12 protein-coding genes are annotated in these 16,161 nt (G+C 65.9%); 5 read left to right on the forward strand and 7 right to left on the reverse strand.

Going from position 1 to position 16,161, the window contains the following annotated elements:
* Positions 1-8 precede the first annotated feature (8 nt).
* Both CJ014_RS25430 and CJ014_RS25435 read right to left on the reverse strand, forming a co-directional pair.
* Positions 9-908 carry an SDR family oxidoreductase gene (locus CJ014_RS25430; RefSeq protein WP_100083314.1) on the reverse strand — a complete coding sequence of 300 codons (900 nt, stop codon included), beginning with the start codon at positions 906-908 and terminating at the stop codon, positions 9-11.
* Between the two features lie 110 nt (positions 909-1,018).
* Positions 1,019-1,591: a hypothetical protein gene (locus CJ014_RS25435; protein WP_100083315.1), complete on the reverse strand. Its 573-nt coding sequence runs from the start codon at positions 1,589-1,591 to the stop codon at positions 1,019-1,021.
* A gap of 215 nt (positions 1,592-1,806) precedes the next feature.
* Here CJ014_RS25435 and CJ014_RS25440 point away from each other — a divergent pair, with 215 nt between their 5' ends.
* Positions 1,807-2,871 carry a beta/alpha barrel domain-containing protein gene (locus tag CJ014_RS25440; RefSeq protein WP_100083316.1) on the forward strand — a complete coding sequence of 355 codons (1,065 nt, stop codon included), beginning with the start codon at positions 1,807-1,809 and terminating at the stop codon, positions 2,869-2,871.
* A 175-nt stretch (positions 2,872-3,046) separates the two neighbouring features.
* The gene (locus CJ014_RS25445; RefSeq protein WP_133121949.1) at positions 3,047-4,648 is read left to right on the forward strand and encodes a hypothetical protein; all 1,602 of its coding nucleotides are present in this window, start codon (positions 3,047-3,049) and stop codon (positions 4,646-4,648) included.
* Positions 4,649-4,844: 196 nt separating this feature from the next.
* Here the strand turns inward: CJ014_RS25445 and CJ014_RS25450 are convergent, their stop codons facing one another.
* Complete coding sequence (locus CJ014_RS25450) at positions 4,845-5,645, reverse strand: IclR family transcriptional regulator (protein WP_245427658.1); 801 nt, start codon at positions 5,643-5,645, stop codon at positions 4,845-4,847.
* 294 nt (positions 5,646-5,939) lie between these two features.
* On the opposite strand from CJ014_RS25450, the gene CJ014_RS25455 reads away from it, so the two are divergent.
* The 3 genes from CJ014_RS25455 to CJ014_RS25465 all read left to right on the forward strand — a co-directional run bounded on the left by CJ014_RS25455 (position 5,940) and on the right by CJ014_RS25465 (position 9,524).
* On the forward strand, positions 5,940-6,854 hold the full coding sequence (locus tag CJ014_RS25455) for a dihydrodipicolinate synthase family protein (RefSeq protein WP_100083318.1): 915 nt from the start codon (positions 5,940-5,942) through the stop codon (positions 6,852-6,854).
* Positions 6,855-6,918: 64 nt separating this feature from the next.
* Positions 6,919-8,139 (forward strand): L-rhamnonate dehydratase, encoded by a 1,221-nt coding sequence (gene rhmD / locus CJ014_RS25460; protein ID WP_207765863.1) that lies wholly within the window; start codon positions 6,919-6,921, stop codon positions 8,137-8,139.
* An 83-nt stretch (positions 8,140-8,222) separates the two neighbouring features.
* The gene (locus CJ014_RS25465; protein ID WP_245427661.1) at positions 8,223-9,524 is read left to right on the forward strand and encodes an MFS transporter; all 1,302 of its coding nucleotides are present in this window, start codon (positions 8,223-8,225) and stop codon (positions 9,522-9,524) included.
* Positions 9,525-9,663: 139 nt separating this feature from the next.
* On the opposite strand, the gene CJ014_RS25470 is transcribed toward CJ014_RS25465, so the two are convergent.
* The 4 genes from CJ014_RS25470 to CJ014_RS25485 all read right to left on the reverse strand — a co-directional run.
* Complete coding sequence (locus CJ014_RS25470; protein WP_100083319.1) at positions 9,664-13,167, reverse strand: efflux RND transporter permease subunit; 3,504 nt, start codon at positions 13,165-13,167, stop codon at positions 9,664-9,666.
* The gene (locus tag CJ014_RS25475) at positions 13,164-14,360 is read right to left on the reverse strand and encodes an efflux RND transporter periplasmic adaptor subunit (protein ID WP_100083320.1); all 1,197 of its coding nucleotides are present in this window, start codon (positions 14,358-14,360) and stop codon (positions 13,164-13,166) included. Before CJ014_RS25475 ends, CJ014_RS25470 begins: the two co-directional genes overlap by 4 nt.
* A gap of 65 nt (positions 14,361-14,425) precedes the next feature.
* Positions 14,426-15,097: a TetR/AcrR family transcriptional regulator gene (locus CJ014_RS25480; RefSeq protein ID WP_100083321.1), complete on the reverse strand. Its 672-nt coding sequence runs from the start codon at positions 15,095-15,097 to the stop codon at positions 14,426-14,428.
* Positions 15,098-15,871: 774 nt separating this feature from the next.
* Positions 15,872-16,161, reverse strand: a 290-nt coding sequence (locus tag CJ014_RS25485; RefSeq protein WP_245427664.1) for a PfkB family carbohydrate kinase, incomplete at its 5' end; no start/stop codon positions are given.

Consider the following 16,161-nt stretch of genomic DNA (forward strand, 5'->3'; position numbering starts at 1 on the left):
GGTTAAGGTCAGGCCGCGGCGCCCGCCGAATAGTCCATGCGTTCGAGATCGTCGATCAGGCCGGGGCCGACCGGCGTCCAGCCGAGCCGCTGGCGGGTCAGCGCGCTGGAAGCCGGCAGATCGAAACCGGCGAACAGCGCGAACCAGCCGAAATGCGTCTGGACTTCCTCGGCCGATACGGATTTGACCGGCAGGCCGAGCCCGGCGCCGACCACCTCGGCGATCCGGCGCATCGGGACACCCTCTTCCGCCACCGCATTGTAGCGCTCGCCGCGCCGCCCCTTGTCGAGGGCGAGAGCGTAGAGCTTGGCAACGTCGCCGACATGCGCCGCCGAATAGCGATTGCCGCCATCGCCGACATAGGCGACGGCGCCCTTTTCCCGGCAAATGGCGATATACGGGCTGATGAGCCCCTGTTTGGCGGTGTCGTGGACCTGCGGCAGACGCACGACGCGCACATCGACGCCAGCCTCCTGCGCCGCATTGCCGGCTTCCTCGGAGGCGATGCGCGGATTGCGGTGCTTGACGTTGAACACCGTCTCGACGGCCGGGCCACCCTCCTGTTCGCCCATGCCGACGCCCGAAGTGATGATCAGCGGCCGGTCCGATCCCTTAAGGACGTCTGCCAGCGCGCCGATCACCCGCCGATCCTTCTCGCAATTCTCGACGAACCGGCTGAAGTCGTGGTCGAAGGCGGTATGGATCACCGCGTCGGCCCCGGCGGCACCGGCCCGGATGCTTTCCAGATCTTCGAGGGCCGCATGGTGGACGGCCACCCCGGCCTCCTTCAGGGCCTCGGCGCCCTTGTCGGAGCGCGTCATGCCCAGCACATCGTGCCCGGCCGCCAGAAGCTCGGCAATGACGTGGGAGCCGATGAACCCGGTGGCACCGGTCAGAAAGACACGCATGGCAAATCTCCACTGTTGATGCGGACATCCTAGCCGGCACTTTCGGTGCGAAAAGCCGTGACCTTATCAGGGTATGGAACCTAACAGGATAAGGCGGCCGCAGCGCCCGATCAGTTCATCCGGCGCGGCGGTTTTGGCGAGGGAGAGGCCGGCTTCCTGTTCTCCGCAACCTTCAGACAACTGAAAAAGCTGCGAAATCCCTTGCCAAAGCCACTCAGGTCATAGTGGCCGGCACTGGCACCATCGGAAGTTACGTACAGCGTCTTGCTTCCCGCAATACTATTCAATGCTTTATCATCGAACAGTCCGATCGCCACCGACCCCGAATGATCGCCACCTTCGAATCCATTTCCTACTTCGGACAATATTATGCCACCCTCATTTTTTATTTCATAATTGTAATGAGCCTTCTCGGGAACCCAATTCTTGTACCTGAACATAATGGCATATTTCTTTACGCTATTGGGGCGAAATGAGCCGATCACAATACCTCTGGAATCAAACGAAAGAGCCAGCATGCATGTTCTCATCTTGGCATCGATGGCGACGTCCCAACCGTCACCATGCGCGTAGAATTTCACCGGAGGAGCGCTCTCCCGGCTCTCCGCACTGGAATGACCGCCAACCACGCCCAAAAGCATGACGGAGAGCAGAACGCAGCTCCGCAACAATATCGCCGGCATAGCCAAATACTCCACATGGGAATCTGGCGTGGATTGAAGGCGAGGCAACCGGAGGGCGCAATTGTAGCCCTACTTATCCGGGCAAAAATCGACGCCTGCCACAGTCGACCAGGCAGCATCAGCTCCGTCCCCCGCATGGCTCCCCGGCGCCGCGATCGTTTCATCGGCGCCCGCGGTGTGGTATCGGCCACCGACAGCCCAGGGAACTCTCCGCCATGACGCTTCTTCCTCCGACCTACGACATCGCCAGATCCTACGAAGAGAACCTGAGCGCCGGGCCGGTCTACGCGGGCGCCATTCCGCCCGCGCCGGCCTCGCGAAAGACCTGGTCCTTCCTCGGCTTCGAGCTCTCCAGCCCGATCGGCGTGCCGGCCGGCCCGCTGCTGAACGCCGCCTATGTGGACCTTTACGCGCAGCTCGGCTGGGACGTGCCGGTCTACAAGACGGTGCGCAGCGTCGCCCGCGCCTCCCACCCCGTGCCGAACTGCCTGTTCATTTCCACCGACACGCTGTCGGAGGCGGACGCCCATTCGGTCCGCGCGGTCGCTCCCGCTCCCCAGTCGGTGGCCGGCCTCACCATCACCAACTCGTTCGGCATGCCCAGCATGGCGCCCGACGACTGGCAGGCCGACATCCGCCGCGCCTCCGAGGCGCTGCGGCCCGGCCAGCTTCTGGTGGTCAGCGTCGTCGGCACTCCCGGCGCCGACGGGCGTGGTCTTGAGGATGACTTCGCCCACACGGCGGCGCTGGCCAAGGCGGCGGGCGCCCGCGTCATCGAGGCCAACTTCTCCTGCCCCAACGTCGCCAGCGCCGAAGGCGAATTGTTCCGCGATGCGCGGACCTCCGCCTCCATCGTCAGGAAAATCAAGCAGCGGATCGGCGACACGCCGCTGATCATCAAGATCGGCGCATTGCCGGAAGAACACCTCGCCGCCGTGGTCGAGGCCTGCCTTCCCTTCCTGGATGGCGTCGCGGCGATCAACACCGTCCCGCTCTCCATCGTCGACGCCGAGGGCAATCAGGCGCTTCCCGGCACCGGCCGCCTGAAAAGCGGCGTCTGCGGCGCCGCCATCTCGGAAGTCGCGACCGAGATGACCGCGCGCCTCCTGCGTATCCGCGATCGCCTGAACGCAAAATTCGCCGTCGTCAGCGTCGGCGGCGTGATGTCGGAGCGCGACATCGACGGCCGCCTCGCCATGGGCGCCGATCTGGTCATGTCGGCCACCGCCGCCATGTGGGATCCCCTCCTCGCCCATCGCTGGAAGGATAGCCATGGGTAAGGCGCGGTCTTGTTTCAAAGACTGAGAATCACATTTCAGTCCGAATGAACAGAATTCCAGTCCCTATCCGCCAGTTACTTGAACGAATTAGATAAGCGTTTTTGCTTTTACCTTGGACTTGATCTCCCGAAATCGGGAAATAGAATGGCCTCTCCATTTTGCGTGGGAGGAAAACATGGTGAAATTTGCTGTCCGTCTCATGGGCGGAGCGGGATTTGCATGTCTTGCGTTGACCGGTTCCGCCCTGGCGGAGGGGTCTGTCAGCGCCAGGTCGCCGGCTCCCGAGTGCACGGCAGACGTTCATTATGACCAAAATGGCAAGTCGTGGCCCGGCTATTATGCCGAGGATGCCGATGGGCGGCACTGCGTTCCGTTCACGGCGACCCATAAGCTCGCGCCCGATGGCTACAAGGGCGACTACTACGTCGATGAGTTCACCGACGCCAAGGTCCGCGCCGCCTGGGCCGACTGCCTCAAGCAGGGTCCGGCCTGCTCCGATCCCGTCCGCGAACGGGTCAAGACCTTTATCCGGCCACCTTTCGCGGCGACGGGAACGGTGAATCCCTTTGGCAAGATCGATCCCGATGGAGATGTTGATCTCGACGATATCCGCCGTCCGAAATTCTTCGGGCAAGCGCCCCATGCGGAAAAGATCGCCGAGGTGGATAGCCGGACCTGGATCGTGGAGGTCGAAGTTCCGTCGGAGCGCTACGAGCACGACGCGCTGAACGTGGCCCCATCGAAGACCTGGAAGGTGCGTGGCTGGTACATCGAGGGCAAGGGCGTCGAGAACGGCCAGGGCGATGTCGTCCGTCCGCTCGTCGTCATGGTTGGCGGCCGGTCCATCGAGACCACGGCGATCCACGACCCGAAAGACGAGAGGGTCTGGGTCTACAATGCCGAGAAAGGCACCTACGACACCGCCAAGTTCCCCGGCAGCACCGAGGTCTGGGGGTCGCTGCAGTGGCGCGAATACCTGCGCAAGCTCAACGAAGCCGGGTTTGACGTTCTGACCCTGGACAAGCGGGCGCACGGCATCTCCGGCGGGCTCGACACCAGCAACACGGTCGAGCAGGCACGCGACATCTTCCGCGCCGTCGATGCCTTCGAAACCGGCAAGGGCCTGCGCATCGCCGGCTCCGATGGAACCGTGCTCACCGGCGACGCGGCCGCGGGAAAGCTGCTCGCCGGACAGAAGGCCAGGGACGTCCAACTGCTGATCGGCGGCGCCTCGCAAGGCTCGCTCGTCACCAGCCACGCCATGTACCTGAATTTCGTGTGCGACAGGGCCTTCGAGGAGGCGAACGAGGCCTGCGGAGCGCCGCTCGGCTACAACGTCAAGGCCGGGATCGCGCTCGCCGAGTTCGTCCATGCCGTCGGCTACACGCCGCGCGTGCTGATCGAAGGGCTGCTGCGCAGCGAATATCACGTTCCCTACATTCCGACGGGCGAGATCCTCGGCAGCGTTCCCGAATGGCCGGCGGTGTTCCTGGGCCGTGGTCTCTGGGATATGGCCGGCGGCCTCGAAGGCGCCCTGGACGTCTACGATCGCGGCACCGGATTGAAGGAGATCGCCGTCGTGCGCGGGCCGCACGCCGAAGGCGCGGCCGGCCCGGAGAATGTCGCCCACCTGCAGGACCGCATCGTCGCCTTCTCGAAGGCCGTGATCCACGGCGACGGCGAAGTGCCCGGCGCGGCCAAATTCTCCAACCTCAGGGAACTCGTCCTCTCCGCGCCGCCCGTCTGGGAGGAGTCGATGAAGCCTGCCGGGAACTGACGGCATCGACATATGGCTTCGCCGCTCGCCCCCCCTCACTCGGTGGCGAGCGGCAGTCCGTCCGGGCCGAGCAGCTTGAGCCTTGGAGGCATGGCTGCGCAGGCGGCGCGAATCCGGTCGCTTCCGCAAGCCGACCGCTATTATTGCCATGCCGCCGGACGATACGCCTCGACCGCCGAGGGACCAAACGATCCCTTCAGCCGTGGACAAGGTTTCGCGAGATTTCCGCCGCGACGGCACAAATACGCTTTGCAAGCTCGGGAAAGTCTTCCGGTGAGACCTGCAATACTGTTCCCACCGCGCTGATCGCCGCCACCACGTTGCCTTGCCGGTCGAACACCGGCGCCGAGACGCAGCGGACGTTGAGCATGTCCTCTTCGTCATCAGTGGCCCAACCGCGGGCGCGTACGCCAACGAGATGTTGGCGCAGGGCGTCGGCGTCGGGCAAAGACTTTGGCGTCCGCGCTACCCATTCGATCTGGGAGATCAGCCGCTCGCGCACCGTCTCCGGTTGCCATGCCAGCAGCACCTTGCCCAACGAGGAGCGATAAAGCGACAGGCGCTTGCCGACCCAGGTGTTGATCTTGATGTCCTGCTCGGCCTCGACCTTGGCGAGATAGATAGGGGCATCGCCCTCCAACACGCCGAGATGGCAAGTCATGGTGACTTCCATTGAGAGCGCCTTGAGACAGGGTAGAGCGATGCGCTCGATCGTCCGCTGATCAGCGGCGATCGTCCCTAGTTCGCACAGCTTCAAGCCGAGCAGATAGCCGCCGTCCGACGTAGGCTGCAGGGCACCGATGTCGCGTAGCGTTGAAATCAACTGGTGAACGGTGCTTTTGGGCAACCCCAGCGTCTTCTGGATCGCTGTGAAGCCGATTCCCGCCTCGCGCGCCACTAGGTCGAGGATGGCGAAGGCCTTGGGAAGCGCCGGCACCATGGGCCGGGATCCCGGCTCGCCCACCGGATCGTCTTCGTTCTGCATCGTCTTCGCCATTGCCGACCTTCTTTGCCGGTGCCGGTGGTCGCCGATCAGCACACCTCACGGAGACGCCGATCGCCGCGCCACCTCCACCCGGAGCGCCGTCCTGTCCTAGCCGGAAATGCAGAGGCTTGCCAAGGGCTGCCGGATCGTACCGGCCGGCACCGCTGCCGCTCTGACGGCCAGCCTAAGCGTTCATGCTGACCGCCCGGCAGCCGCTTCCTTCTTGCCGGACCAGGTGGGCGGTGGTAACTGTTCTATATACAGATCGTCGTTCTTTATATAGAACCATCGACCCGGCAGGAGATCATGCAGTCCTTCAAGCTCAAAGGCGTCATTCCACCCGTCCCCACCATCGTCGACCAGACCGGCGCTTTTGATCCCAAAGGCATGGCCGCGCTTCTGGAACGCGAAGTCGCCGCCGGCATCCACGGTCTCCTGATTCTCGGCAGCGGCGGCGAGTTCTGCCACATGAACACGGCGATGCGAAAGGAAGTGGCGGAATTCTGCGTGCGGCAGGTGGCCGGCCGCATACCGGTCCTCATCGGCATCGGAGCATCGGCCACCGCCGAGGTGATCGAGCTCGGCCGGCACGCCCAGTCCTGCGGCGCCGATGCCGTGCTCGTCGTCAACCCCTACTATGCCACCCTCAGCCAACGGGCCTTGATTCAGCACTACAAGACGGTCGCCGCCGCCGTCGACCTGCCGATCCTGCTCTACAATTTCCCCGCCCTCACCGGGCAGGAGCTGACGGTCGACCTCGTGCAAGAGCTGGCGCTTGCCTGCCCGAACATCGTCGGCATCAAGGACACCGTCGACACCATGAGCCACACCCGGGCGCTCGTCACCGAGGTCAAGGGCGCGCGGCCTGATTTCCTGGTTTTCTCTGGCTTCGACGAATACATGCTCGACACGCTGCTGATCGGTGGCGACGGCGGCATTCCCGCCACCGCCAATTTCGCCCCCGAGGTCACGCTCGGCATCTACGATGCCATCGAAGCCGGCGATTTCACCAAGATGCGTGCCCATGCCCGCCGACTGGCTCGGCTGATGCCGATCTACGGGCTTGACCAGCCGTTTTTCGGCCTGGTCAAGGAGGCCATCCGCCTCACCGGGTCCGATCTTTCGATGGCCGTCCTGGCGCCGTCGCTACCGCCGTCGGCGGAAAACAAGCATCGCCTCGTCACCGTATTGCGCGGTGCCGGTGTCCTGCCATCCGCATGACTTCCCGTTGATCGCCGGCCGTCGGAGGCGGTCGGCGTGCCTTTCAAGCTAAAAGGAGAGGAAAATGGTGTCACTTCCAAATATCAAGGCCGTCCGTGCCTTCTTCATGGGCGGCGCGACCGCCGACAAGGGCAAGGGCAAGGGCAAGGGAGGCGCCGACTATCACGACCAGGGCAGCAAGCACTGGATCGACGACCACATCGCCACGCCGATGAGCAAGTACAAGGCTTACGAGCAGTCGCGCCAGTCCTTCGGTATCAATGTGCTCGGCACGCTCGTCGTCGAAGTCGAGGCCGACAACGGCGTCAAGGGCTTCGCCGTATCGACCGGCGGGGAGATGGGCTGCTTCATCGTCGAGAAGCATCTCAACCGCTTCATCGAGGGCAAGTCGGTTTCCGACATCAAGCTGATCCATGACCAGATGATCGGCGGCACCATGTATTACGCCGGCTCCGGCGGGCTGGTCATGAACACCATCTCCTGCGTCGATCTCGCGCTGTGGGATCTGTTCGGCAAGGTGGTCGGCCTGCCGGTCTACCGTCTGCTCGGCGGCGCCGTCCGCGACGAGTTGCAGTTCTACGCCACCGGCGCCCGTCCCGATCTCGCCAAGGGCTTCGGCTTCATTGGCGGCAAGATGCCGACCCATTGGGGGCCGCACGACGGCGACGCCGGCATCCGCAAGGACGCGGCCATGGTCGCGGACATGCGCGAGAAATGCGGCCCGGACTTCTGGCTGATGCTCGACTGCTGGATGAGCCAGGACGTCAACTACGCCACCAAGCTCGCCCACGCCTGCGCACCCTATAATCTCAAGTGGATCGAGGAGTGCCTGCCGCCGCAGCAGTATGCCGGCTATGCCGAGCTCAAGCGTAGCGTGCCGCCGGGCATGCTGGTCACCACCGGTGAACATCACGGCACGCTGCAGTCGTTTCAGACGCTATCGGAGACCGGCGTCGACATCATGCAGCCGGACGTCGGCTGGTGCGGCGGCCTAACCACGCTGGTCGAGATTGCCGCCATCGCCAAGGCGCGCGGCCAGTTGGTCGTGCCGCACGGCTCATCGGTCTATTCGCACCATGCGGTGATTACTTTCACCAACAGCCCCTTCAGTGAATTCCTGATGACCAGCCCGGACTGCGCGACGCTGCGCCCGCAGTTCGATCCGATCCTCGTTGGCGAGCCGGTGCCCGAAGGTGGGCGCATCCACAAGTCCGTGCTCGACAAGCCCGGCTTCGGCGTCGAGCTGAATCCGGCCTGCGAAATGAAGCGGCCCTACACCCACTGACCGAAACGGCCGCCGAGGAGAGGGATCGGCGGCCCCCTTCCACGCTCCTCATCAAGAGACAAAACCTTTTCGGGAGGACTATCTTGACATCGACATCCGAACGCCTCGATGGCGTCGTCGCCAAGACGCGCTGGCGGCTTATCCCGTTCATGCTGGCCCTGTATATTCTCGCATTCCTCGACCGCTCGAACATTGGCTTCGCCAAGCAGGCCTATCAGCTTGACACCGGCCTTTCCAACGAGGCCTTCGCCCTTGGCGCCGGCATCTTCTTCGTCGCCTATGCCTTCCTCGGGACTCCCGCCAATCTGATGATGAGGAAGATCGGCGCCCGCCGCTGGATCGGCTTCACCACGTTGGTCTGGGGCGCGCTGTCGGCGGCCATGGCCTTCGCCGATACCGAGTGGAAATTCCTGGTTGTCCGCACCCTTCTTGGTGCGGCGGAGGCCGGCTTCTTCCCCGGCATGATCTACCTCACCTCGCAGTGGTTTCCCTCGCAGGTACGAGCGTCGATCATGGGGTTGTTCTACATGGGGGCGCCGCTCGCGCTGACGCTGGGCTCGCCGCTTTCCGGCGCACTCCTCGAGATGCACGGCTTCGCCGGCTTCCCCGGCTGGTTCTGGATGTTCCTGATCGAGGGTGCCCTTGCCGTCGCCGCGGGCGTCTACACCTTCGCCTATCTCGACGACCGGCCACAGGAGGCCCGCTTTCTCAGCGCCGAAGAGCGGGCGATTCTGGTCGCCGAACTAGCCAGGGAGGATACCCGCAAAACCGCGTCGCGACTTATCGATGGCCTCAAGGACCTGCGCGTCTGGCATCTGTCGATCATTTACATGATCATTCAGATTGCCGTCTACGGCCTCATCTTCTTCTTGCCCACGCAGGTGGCGGCGTTGATCGGCACGACAGTCGGCTTCAAGGCCTCGCTGGTAGCGGCGATTCCCTGGGTGGTCGCTCTTTTCGGCACCTATTACATTCCCCGCTACTCGGACAAGACGGGCGAGCGCCGGCTGATCGCCGCCGCCACTCTGGCCGCCGCCGGCCTCGGCATCGGCGTTTCGGCCATCTCCGGTCCGACGGTGGCGATCGCCGCCCTCTGCGTGGCCGCCGCCGGCTTCATCGCCGTGCAGCCGGTGTTCTGGACCATGCCCACGGGCATTCTGTCGGGAACGGCGTTGGCCGCCGGCATCGGCTTCGTCAACATGTTCGGCGCCTTCGGTGGCTTCTTCGCTCCCATCATCCGGGTTAAGGCCGAGGCGGTATTCGCCAATCAGTCGGCCGGCCTGCTGACGCTGGCGGCAATCGCTCTCGTTGGCGCGCTCGCCATCTTGATGCTGAACCATCGCAAGGCTTCGCAGCCGCTGGCGGCCTCGGAAACCAGCCACTGACCGGATAGCCTCAAATACCGGCTCCCCCGAAGCGACCATTCGGGGGAGCCATTTCATTTTTCAGTACGGACCACAGATTGCACCGTCCATCCGGGCGATTTTGCCGGATCAGGAAATGTCCGGCGGGAACCTTTACCCCTCACTCGGCGGCGAGCGGCAGTCCGTCCGGGCCGAGCAGCTTGGGCCTCGGCCCGGCCGGCTCCGACGACGGGACGAGATGCGGTCGCGCCGGCCCCGGCGGCTCGCCGTGCGCCTCGTCCTCGTCGGAGGCGTTGGGGTCGGCGAGCTTGCCGAACAGCCAGGCGACGGCGCGGTTGAGGCGGTTGATCATCAGGTAGAACGACGGGATGAACACCAGCGACAGCACCGTCGACACCAGAAGGCCGCCGATCACCGCGATGGCCATCGGCGCCATGAACTCGGCGCCCTGGCCGGTGCCGCGCGCCGCCGGATACATGCCGGCCACCATGGCGATGGTGGTCATGATGATCGGCCGGGCCCGCTTGCGGCCGGCGTCGATGATCGCCTCGGTCTCGGCAAGGCCGTGCTTCTGCCGCTCGACGGCGAAATCCACCAGCATGATGGCGTTCTTCGTCACGATGCCCATCAGCATCAGGATGCCGATGATCACCGGCATCGACACCGCGTAGCCGGTCGCCATCAGCGCCACCACCACGCCGCCGACGGAGAGCGGGATGGAGCCGAGGATGGTGATCGGCTGGAACACGCTGTTGAACAGCAGGATCAGCACGATGAACACGATGGTGAGGCCGGAGATCATCGCCACGGCGAAGGCCTCGAAGATCTCGCCCTGGATCTCGGCGTCGCCGGTGTTCTGGATGGAGACGCCGGCCGGGAAGCCCTTCACCGCCGGCAGGGCGGCGATCCTGTCGAGCCCCTGGCCGGAGGTGAAGCCCGGCATCATGTCGGTGCCCACCTTGACGAGGCGCGACCGGTCGTAGCGGTCGATGGTCGACGGCCCCTGGCCGAAACCGATGTCGGCGACGGCGGCGAGCGGCACCGCCGTGCCCGAGGCCGTCGGGATCTTCAGGGCGGCCAGCGTCTCGATGTTGCCGCGCGCCGCGGTGTCGAGCTGCACCCGCACCGGGATCTGCCGGTCGCCGTCGGTGAACTTGGCGAGGTTGGCGTCGACGTCGCCGACGGTGGCGACGCGCAGGGTCTGCGACAGCGCATCGGTCGACACGCCGAGGTCGGAGGCGATGTCGGGCCGCGGCGTCACCCGGATCTCCGGCCGGGCGAACGACGACAGCGCCGACGGGTTGGAGAACATCGGATCGGCGCGCATGTCGTTTTCCAGCGACGCCGCCGCCCTGGCCACGGCGTCGCCGTCCTTGCCGAGCACGCCGACGGTGGCCTGGCGGTCGCCGCGCTCGTTGACGAAGAAGAAGCGGATGTCGGGCACGCCGCGCAGCACCTCCTCAACCTTGTACTCCATCTCCTTCTGCGTCAGCGACCGGTCGGCGCGCGGCACCAGGTTGACGATGACGGCGGCGCGGCGCGTCTCCAGCGTGCCGGTCGGCGAGGTGCCGCCCATCACGAACACGCTTTTCACCTCGGCAAAGGCGTGCAGCCGGTCGCTGATGCCGTCGGTGACGCCTTGCGTGTCGTCGAGCGTCGAGCCCGGCGGCAGCTCGATGGAGGTGACGATGCGCGACTGGTCGCCCGGCTCGAACAGCTCGGTCGGCAGCTTGGCGGCGTGGCCCATGGCGAACACGAAGGTGGCAAGGCAGAGAACGATGGTCACCACCGGCATCACCGGCAGGCTCAGCACATGGCCGCGCAGCCGCACCTTCGGCGACCACAAGGTCACCTTGAGGAAGGCGGCATAGGCGCGCACGAACGGGCCGCCCTCGTGCTCTTCCGGGTGCGGCCGGGTGAGCCAGGCCGAGAAGACGGCGAGGAACACCACGCCGACCGCCACCCACAGCGCCGTCATCTCGCCGCCGGAGCGGGTCAGGAAGTCCACCGTGGCGTCGACGCCCTCGAAGATGCCGGACCGCTCGCCGAGCGGCCCGTGGTCCTTCAGCCAGTTGATGCCGAGATAGGCGCCGACGCCGAGCGGCACGAACCAGATCAGCCGGCGCAGCGCCGTGCGCACGAAGCCGCGATAGACCGGCCGGCCGTCCTCGCCGTCGCCGGTATAGGGCGTCTTCATGAAATAGGCGGCCAGCATCGGCGTGATCAGCCGGGCGGTCAGCAGCGAGAAGAACACGGCCAGCGCCACCGTCAGGCCGAACTGCCGGAAATACTGGCCGGGAATGCCGCCCATGAAGCTGACCGGCGAGAAGATGGCGATGATGGTGGTGGAGATGGCGATCACCGCGAGGCCGATCTCGTCGGCCGCCTCCACCGCCGCCCGGTAGGGTTTCTTGCCGGTGCGGATGTGGCGGACGATGTTCTCGATCTCGACGATGGCGTCGTCGACGAGAATACCCGTCACCAGCGTGATGCCCAAGAGACTGACCATGTTGAGCGAGAAGCCCAGCACGTCGAGCGCGAAGAAGGTGGGAATGGCGGAGAGCGGCAGCGCGATGGCCGAGATGATGGTGGCCCGGATGTCGCGCAGGAACAGGAGGACGACGATGACGGCGAGCAGCGCGCCCTCGATCAGCGTCTTCATCGAGTTCTCGAAGCTGTTGTAGGTCTGCACCGTCGAATCGTCGATGCGCTTCATCGACACGTCGGGGTATTCCTTGGCGAGCTGATCGACCACCTTGCCGACGCCCACCGACACCGAGGCGTCGCTCGCCCCCTTGGCGCGGTAGATGGCGAAGGCCACCGCCGGCCGGCCGTCGAGCCGGGCGAACGACTTGGGCTCGGCCCAGTAGTCGACCACCTTGCCGACGTCGGACAGGCGGATGTTGCGGCCGTCGCCGAGCGGCAGCCGCGTCGCCGCGAGATCGGCGAGCGAGCGGGCGCTCGCCAGGGTGCGCACCGCCTGCGTCTGGCCGCCCACCTCGCCCTTGCCGCCGGAGAGATCGGTGTTGACCGATTTCAGCGCCGCGTTGACCTGGGCGGCGGTGATGCCGAGCGCCATCAGCCGGTCGGGGTCGATCTGCACCTGGATCTCGCGCTTGACGCCGCCCATGCGCTCGACGCGGCCGACGCCGCCCACCGCCTGCAGGTCGCGGATCACCTTGTCGTCGACGAACCAGGACAGTTCCTCCGGCGTCATGGCCGGCGAGGCCGCCGCATAGGTGATGATCGCCTGGCCCTCGACGTCGATGCGCCGGCTGACCGGCTCGTCGATCGTCCCCGGCAGATCGCTGCGGATCTCGGCCACCGCGTCCTTGACGTCGTTGAGCGCCCGGTCGGTGGCGACCTCCAGGTTGAACTCGACCACGGTGGTCGACACGCCGTCGGTGATCGTCGAGGTGATGTGGCGCACGCCGGAGATGCCGGCCAGCGCGTCCTCCACCGGCTTGGTCACCTGCGTCTCGAGCTCGGACGGCGCCGAGCCGGAATCGGTGATGGTCACCGAGATCAGCGGCAGGTCGATGTTCGGCATCATGGTGATCGGCAGCCTGGCGAAGGAGTAGAGCCCCAGCGCGATCAGGCAGACGAACAGCAGGATGGGCGGAACGGGGTTGCGGATCGCCCAGGCGGAGAAATTCCAGTTCATCCCTTCGCTCCCGCGCCCTTGATCAGTTGCGGCTTGACCTTGTCGCCGCCCCTCAGGAACGTCCCGGCCTTGGCGACCACCTGCTCGCCCTCGGCGAGGCCGTCCTTCACCTCGACGAGGCCGGCGTCGGTGAGGCCGGTCTTGATCTCGCGCGTATCGACGACGCCGTCTTTGACCACCTGCACCGTCGACACGCCGCCGTCGTCGGCCACCGCCGTCACCGGCAGCACCAGCCCCTCGCTGTGGGCGACCTCCACCGTACCGCGCGCGAAGGCGCCGACCCGCAGGCCGGCGCCGTCCGGCAGCCGGATGCGCGCCTTGCCGAGGCGCGTCGCGGCGTTGACCTCCGGCCGCACCAGGCGCACCACGCCGTCGACCGGCGCGGCCGAGCCGGCCGGCTGCACCGTCACCTTCTGGCCGACGCCGAGCGCCGGCAGCAGCGTCTCGGTAACGTCGGCGTCGAGCTCGATGTCGCCGTTCTCGGCGATGACGAACAGCGGGTTGCCGCTGGCCGAGGCGATCTGCCCGACCACGGCGTTGCGGCTGAGGATCAGGCCGGCGCGCGGCGCCTTGATGTCGGTCTTGGAGCGGCGGAGCTCCAGTTCGGCCCGCTGCGCCTCGACGAGCTTGCGCCCGGCCTCGGCGGATGCCAGCGCCTCCCGGGCGACCAGCAGTTGGGCCTTGGCCTGCTCGGCCGCCAGTTGCCGCTGGTCGTAGGCCTCCTTGGCGATGGCGTTGGTGCCCACCAGCGCCCGCCCGCGCTCGAAGGCCTGCGCCGTCTGGGTGGCCGAAGCCTCGGCCGACGTGATCTGGGCGCGCGCCTGGGCGATCTGCGCATCGGCCGAGGCGAGCTGCGAGGTGTTCTGGGCGAGCTGCACGTCGGTGGTGTCGACGGCGAGCCGCGCCAGCACGGCGCCTTCCTCCACCCGGTCGCCGGCGTCGAAGAAGATGCTCTCGATCTTCAGCCCCTCGACGCCCGGCGTCACCAGCACCTCCTCGCGCGCCACCAGCGTGCCGGTGACGATCACCTTCTGGCTGAGCGCCTGCCGGCCGGCGCTGACGACGCTGACCGTCGGCACCACCTCCTGGGCGGCGGCGGGCGCGACGGCCGCCGGGTCCTGTGCCAGCGCCGGCAACGCCGCCATCGTGCTGGCCAGCACGGCGCCGGCCAAAGGCATCACCCACAACTTCATGACGCAACGTCCCTACACTCGGTCTTGAAACATGAACGAAAGTTAATGTGCGCACACATGTGGCTTCACCCCCGGCTTTCCAAGGGCGGCCCTTCATTTTGCAGAACGGCGGTGACCACCCGCGACAAGAGCGCCTCGGCCCGCTCGACGTCGTAGTCGGGGTTGAGGCCCATGCGCAGCACGATGCCGTCGGCGAAGGCGACCAGCGTCATCATCATCGTGTCGACGTCGGCGTCGGCGGCGATCTCGCCCGTCGCCTTGGCGCGGCTGAAGGCGTCTTCGAACAGCCGGCGGTTTTCTTCCTCGCACCTGGCGAAGAAGGCGCCGACCGCCGTGTTGCGCATGCTCTCGACATAGACCTCGAGCATCATCTGCACCGCCCGGCGGTCGCGCATCGCCTCGATGTAGGCAAGGCCCGAGCGCAACAGCCGGTCGTGCAGCGTGCCCGGCTCCAGCAGGATTTCCAGGATGCGCCGGCCGGTGAGCTGCTCCTCCTGGGCGATCGCCTCGATGATGGCGTCCTTGGAAGCGAAATAGCGGTAGAGCCCGCCGGGGCTCATCTTCGCCTCGGCGCAGATCTCCTGCATCGACGTGCGGTGGAAGCCGGCGCGCGAGAAACAGGTGCGCGCCGCGTCGAGGATGCGGGCGCGCCGCTCGTCCTGCTGGGCGGACAGGGCCTCGGAGCGCGGCGAAGCCGGCGCTTCGGACCGCTGAGGCGCGGAGCCGCTGACATCCATGCGTGATCCCCCGAAAACGACCGGCCGGCGGCGGCCGGCCCCTGAAAAGAAACAAACGGGCCACGACGAAAGGCCGAAGGCACCCGGCCGAGCGCGGCCGGACACGCGAACGAACGTTCGTTCCCATAGAATTGTGTCCGTGTCACGTCAATACAAGGGGATAGCCGGCTGATCGTTCACCCGTCGCCGCCGCCGGGCCGCGACCACGCCACGCCGGTACGGCCTTGGGGCTAACGCTTTGCGATCCCTCGGCTTTATGGCCGGCGCCGCACCGCCGCCGTCCGCTTACCGGCGCCTCCGACCGAATACGGATAGTAACCATCAGCTTTGTTTTTGACTTGCGGCGCCCTGAAATCGGGTTCATGCTCCCTCCTGTCAGCAACAAACGAAAGGAGGTGGTCCGGTGAAATTAAGCAATCGATCCTCGATCGAGGCAAACGCCATCTGGACAATAGCTTCCTTGAGCGATCTCCAGCTCTGAAAATTGCCTACCTGTCGTTGCGACAACCATGAATGTCGCACGAAGACTGATGGCCGCGCCCTTTTACTGCTAATCGGGCGACGATCATCGGATCGAGGAGACGCATGCCTCGTTCCATCCCACCCGGATGGAGCGGGGCATGTCGTCATGGCCGCGACGTTCAACTTCCCGTGATGAGAGGCCGGCTTCATCTCTCCCTAGCCGAAGGCTGACGTATGAGCGGCAGGCTGCGGTTCTCCGTGGGTCACCGGGATCGGCGAAGGCGCTTTCCGACGGCCGGCAATCCAACAGTGTTAAACGTCCGCCCGCCAGGGTGGATTGGCGCCGGCCCGCGAGCAGGTGATGGCGGCGCAGCGGGTGCCGAAGGCGAGGGCGGCGATCAGCTCGTCGCGGCTGATCGCTTCCAGCGCCGGCCGGGCGATCCGGCCGGCGTCCTTCAGCGCCACCAGCAACGAACCCTGGAAGGTGTCGCCGGCGCCGATGGTGTCGACCACCTTGACGGCCGGGGCGGCCACCTCCACCCGGCCGGCCGTCCGGTGCCAGGCGATGACGCCGTCGGCGCCGCGCGTGACGATCACCAGCG

The organism is Pleomorphomonas carboxyditropha (genome assembly GCF_002770725.1).
Taxonomy (GTDB): Bacteria; Pseudomonadota; Alphaproteobacteria; order Rhizobiales; family Pleomorphomonadaceae; genus Pleomorphomonas; species Pleomorphomonas carboxyditropha.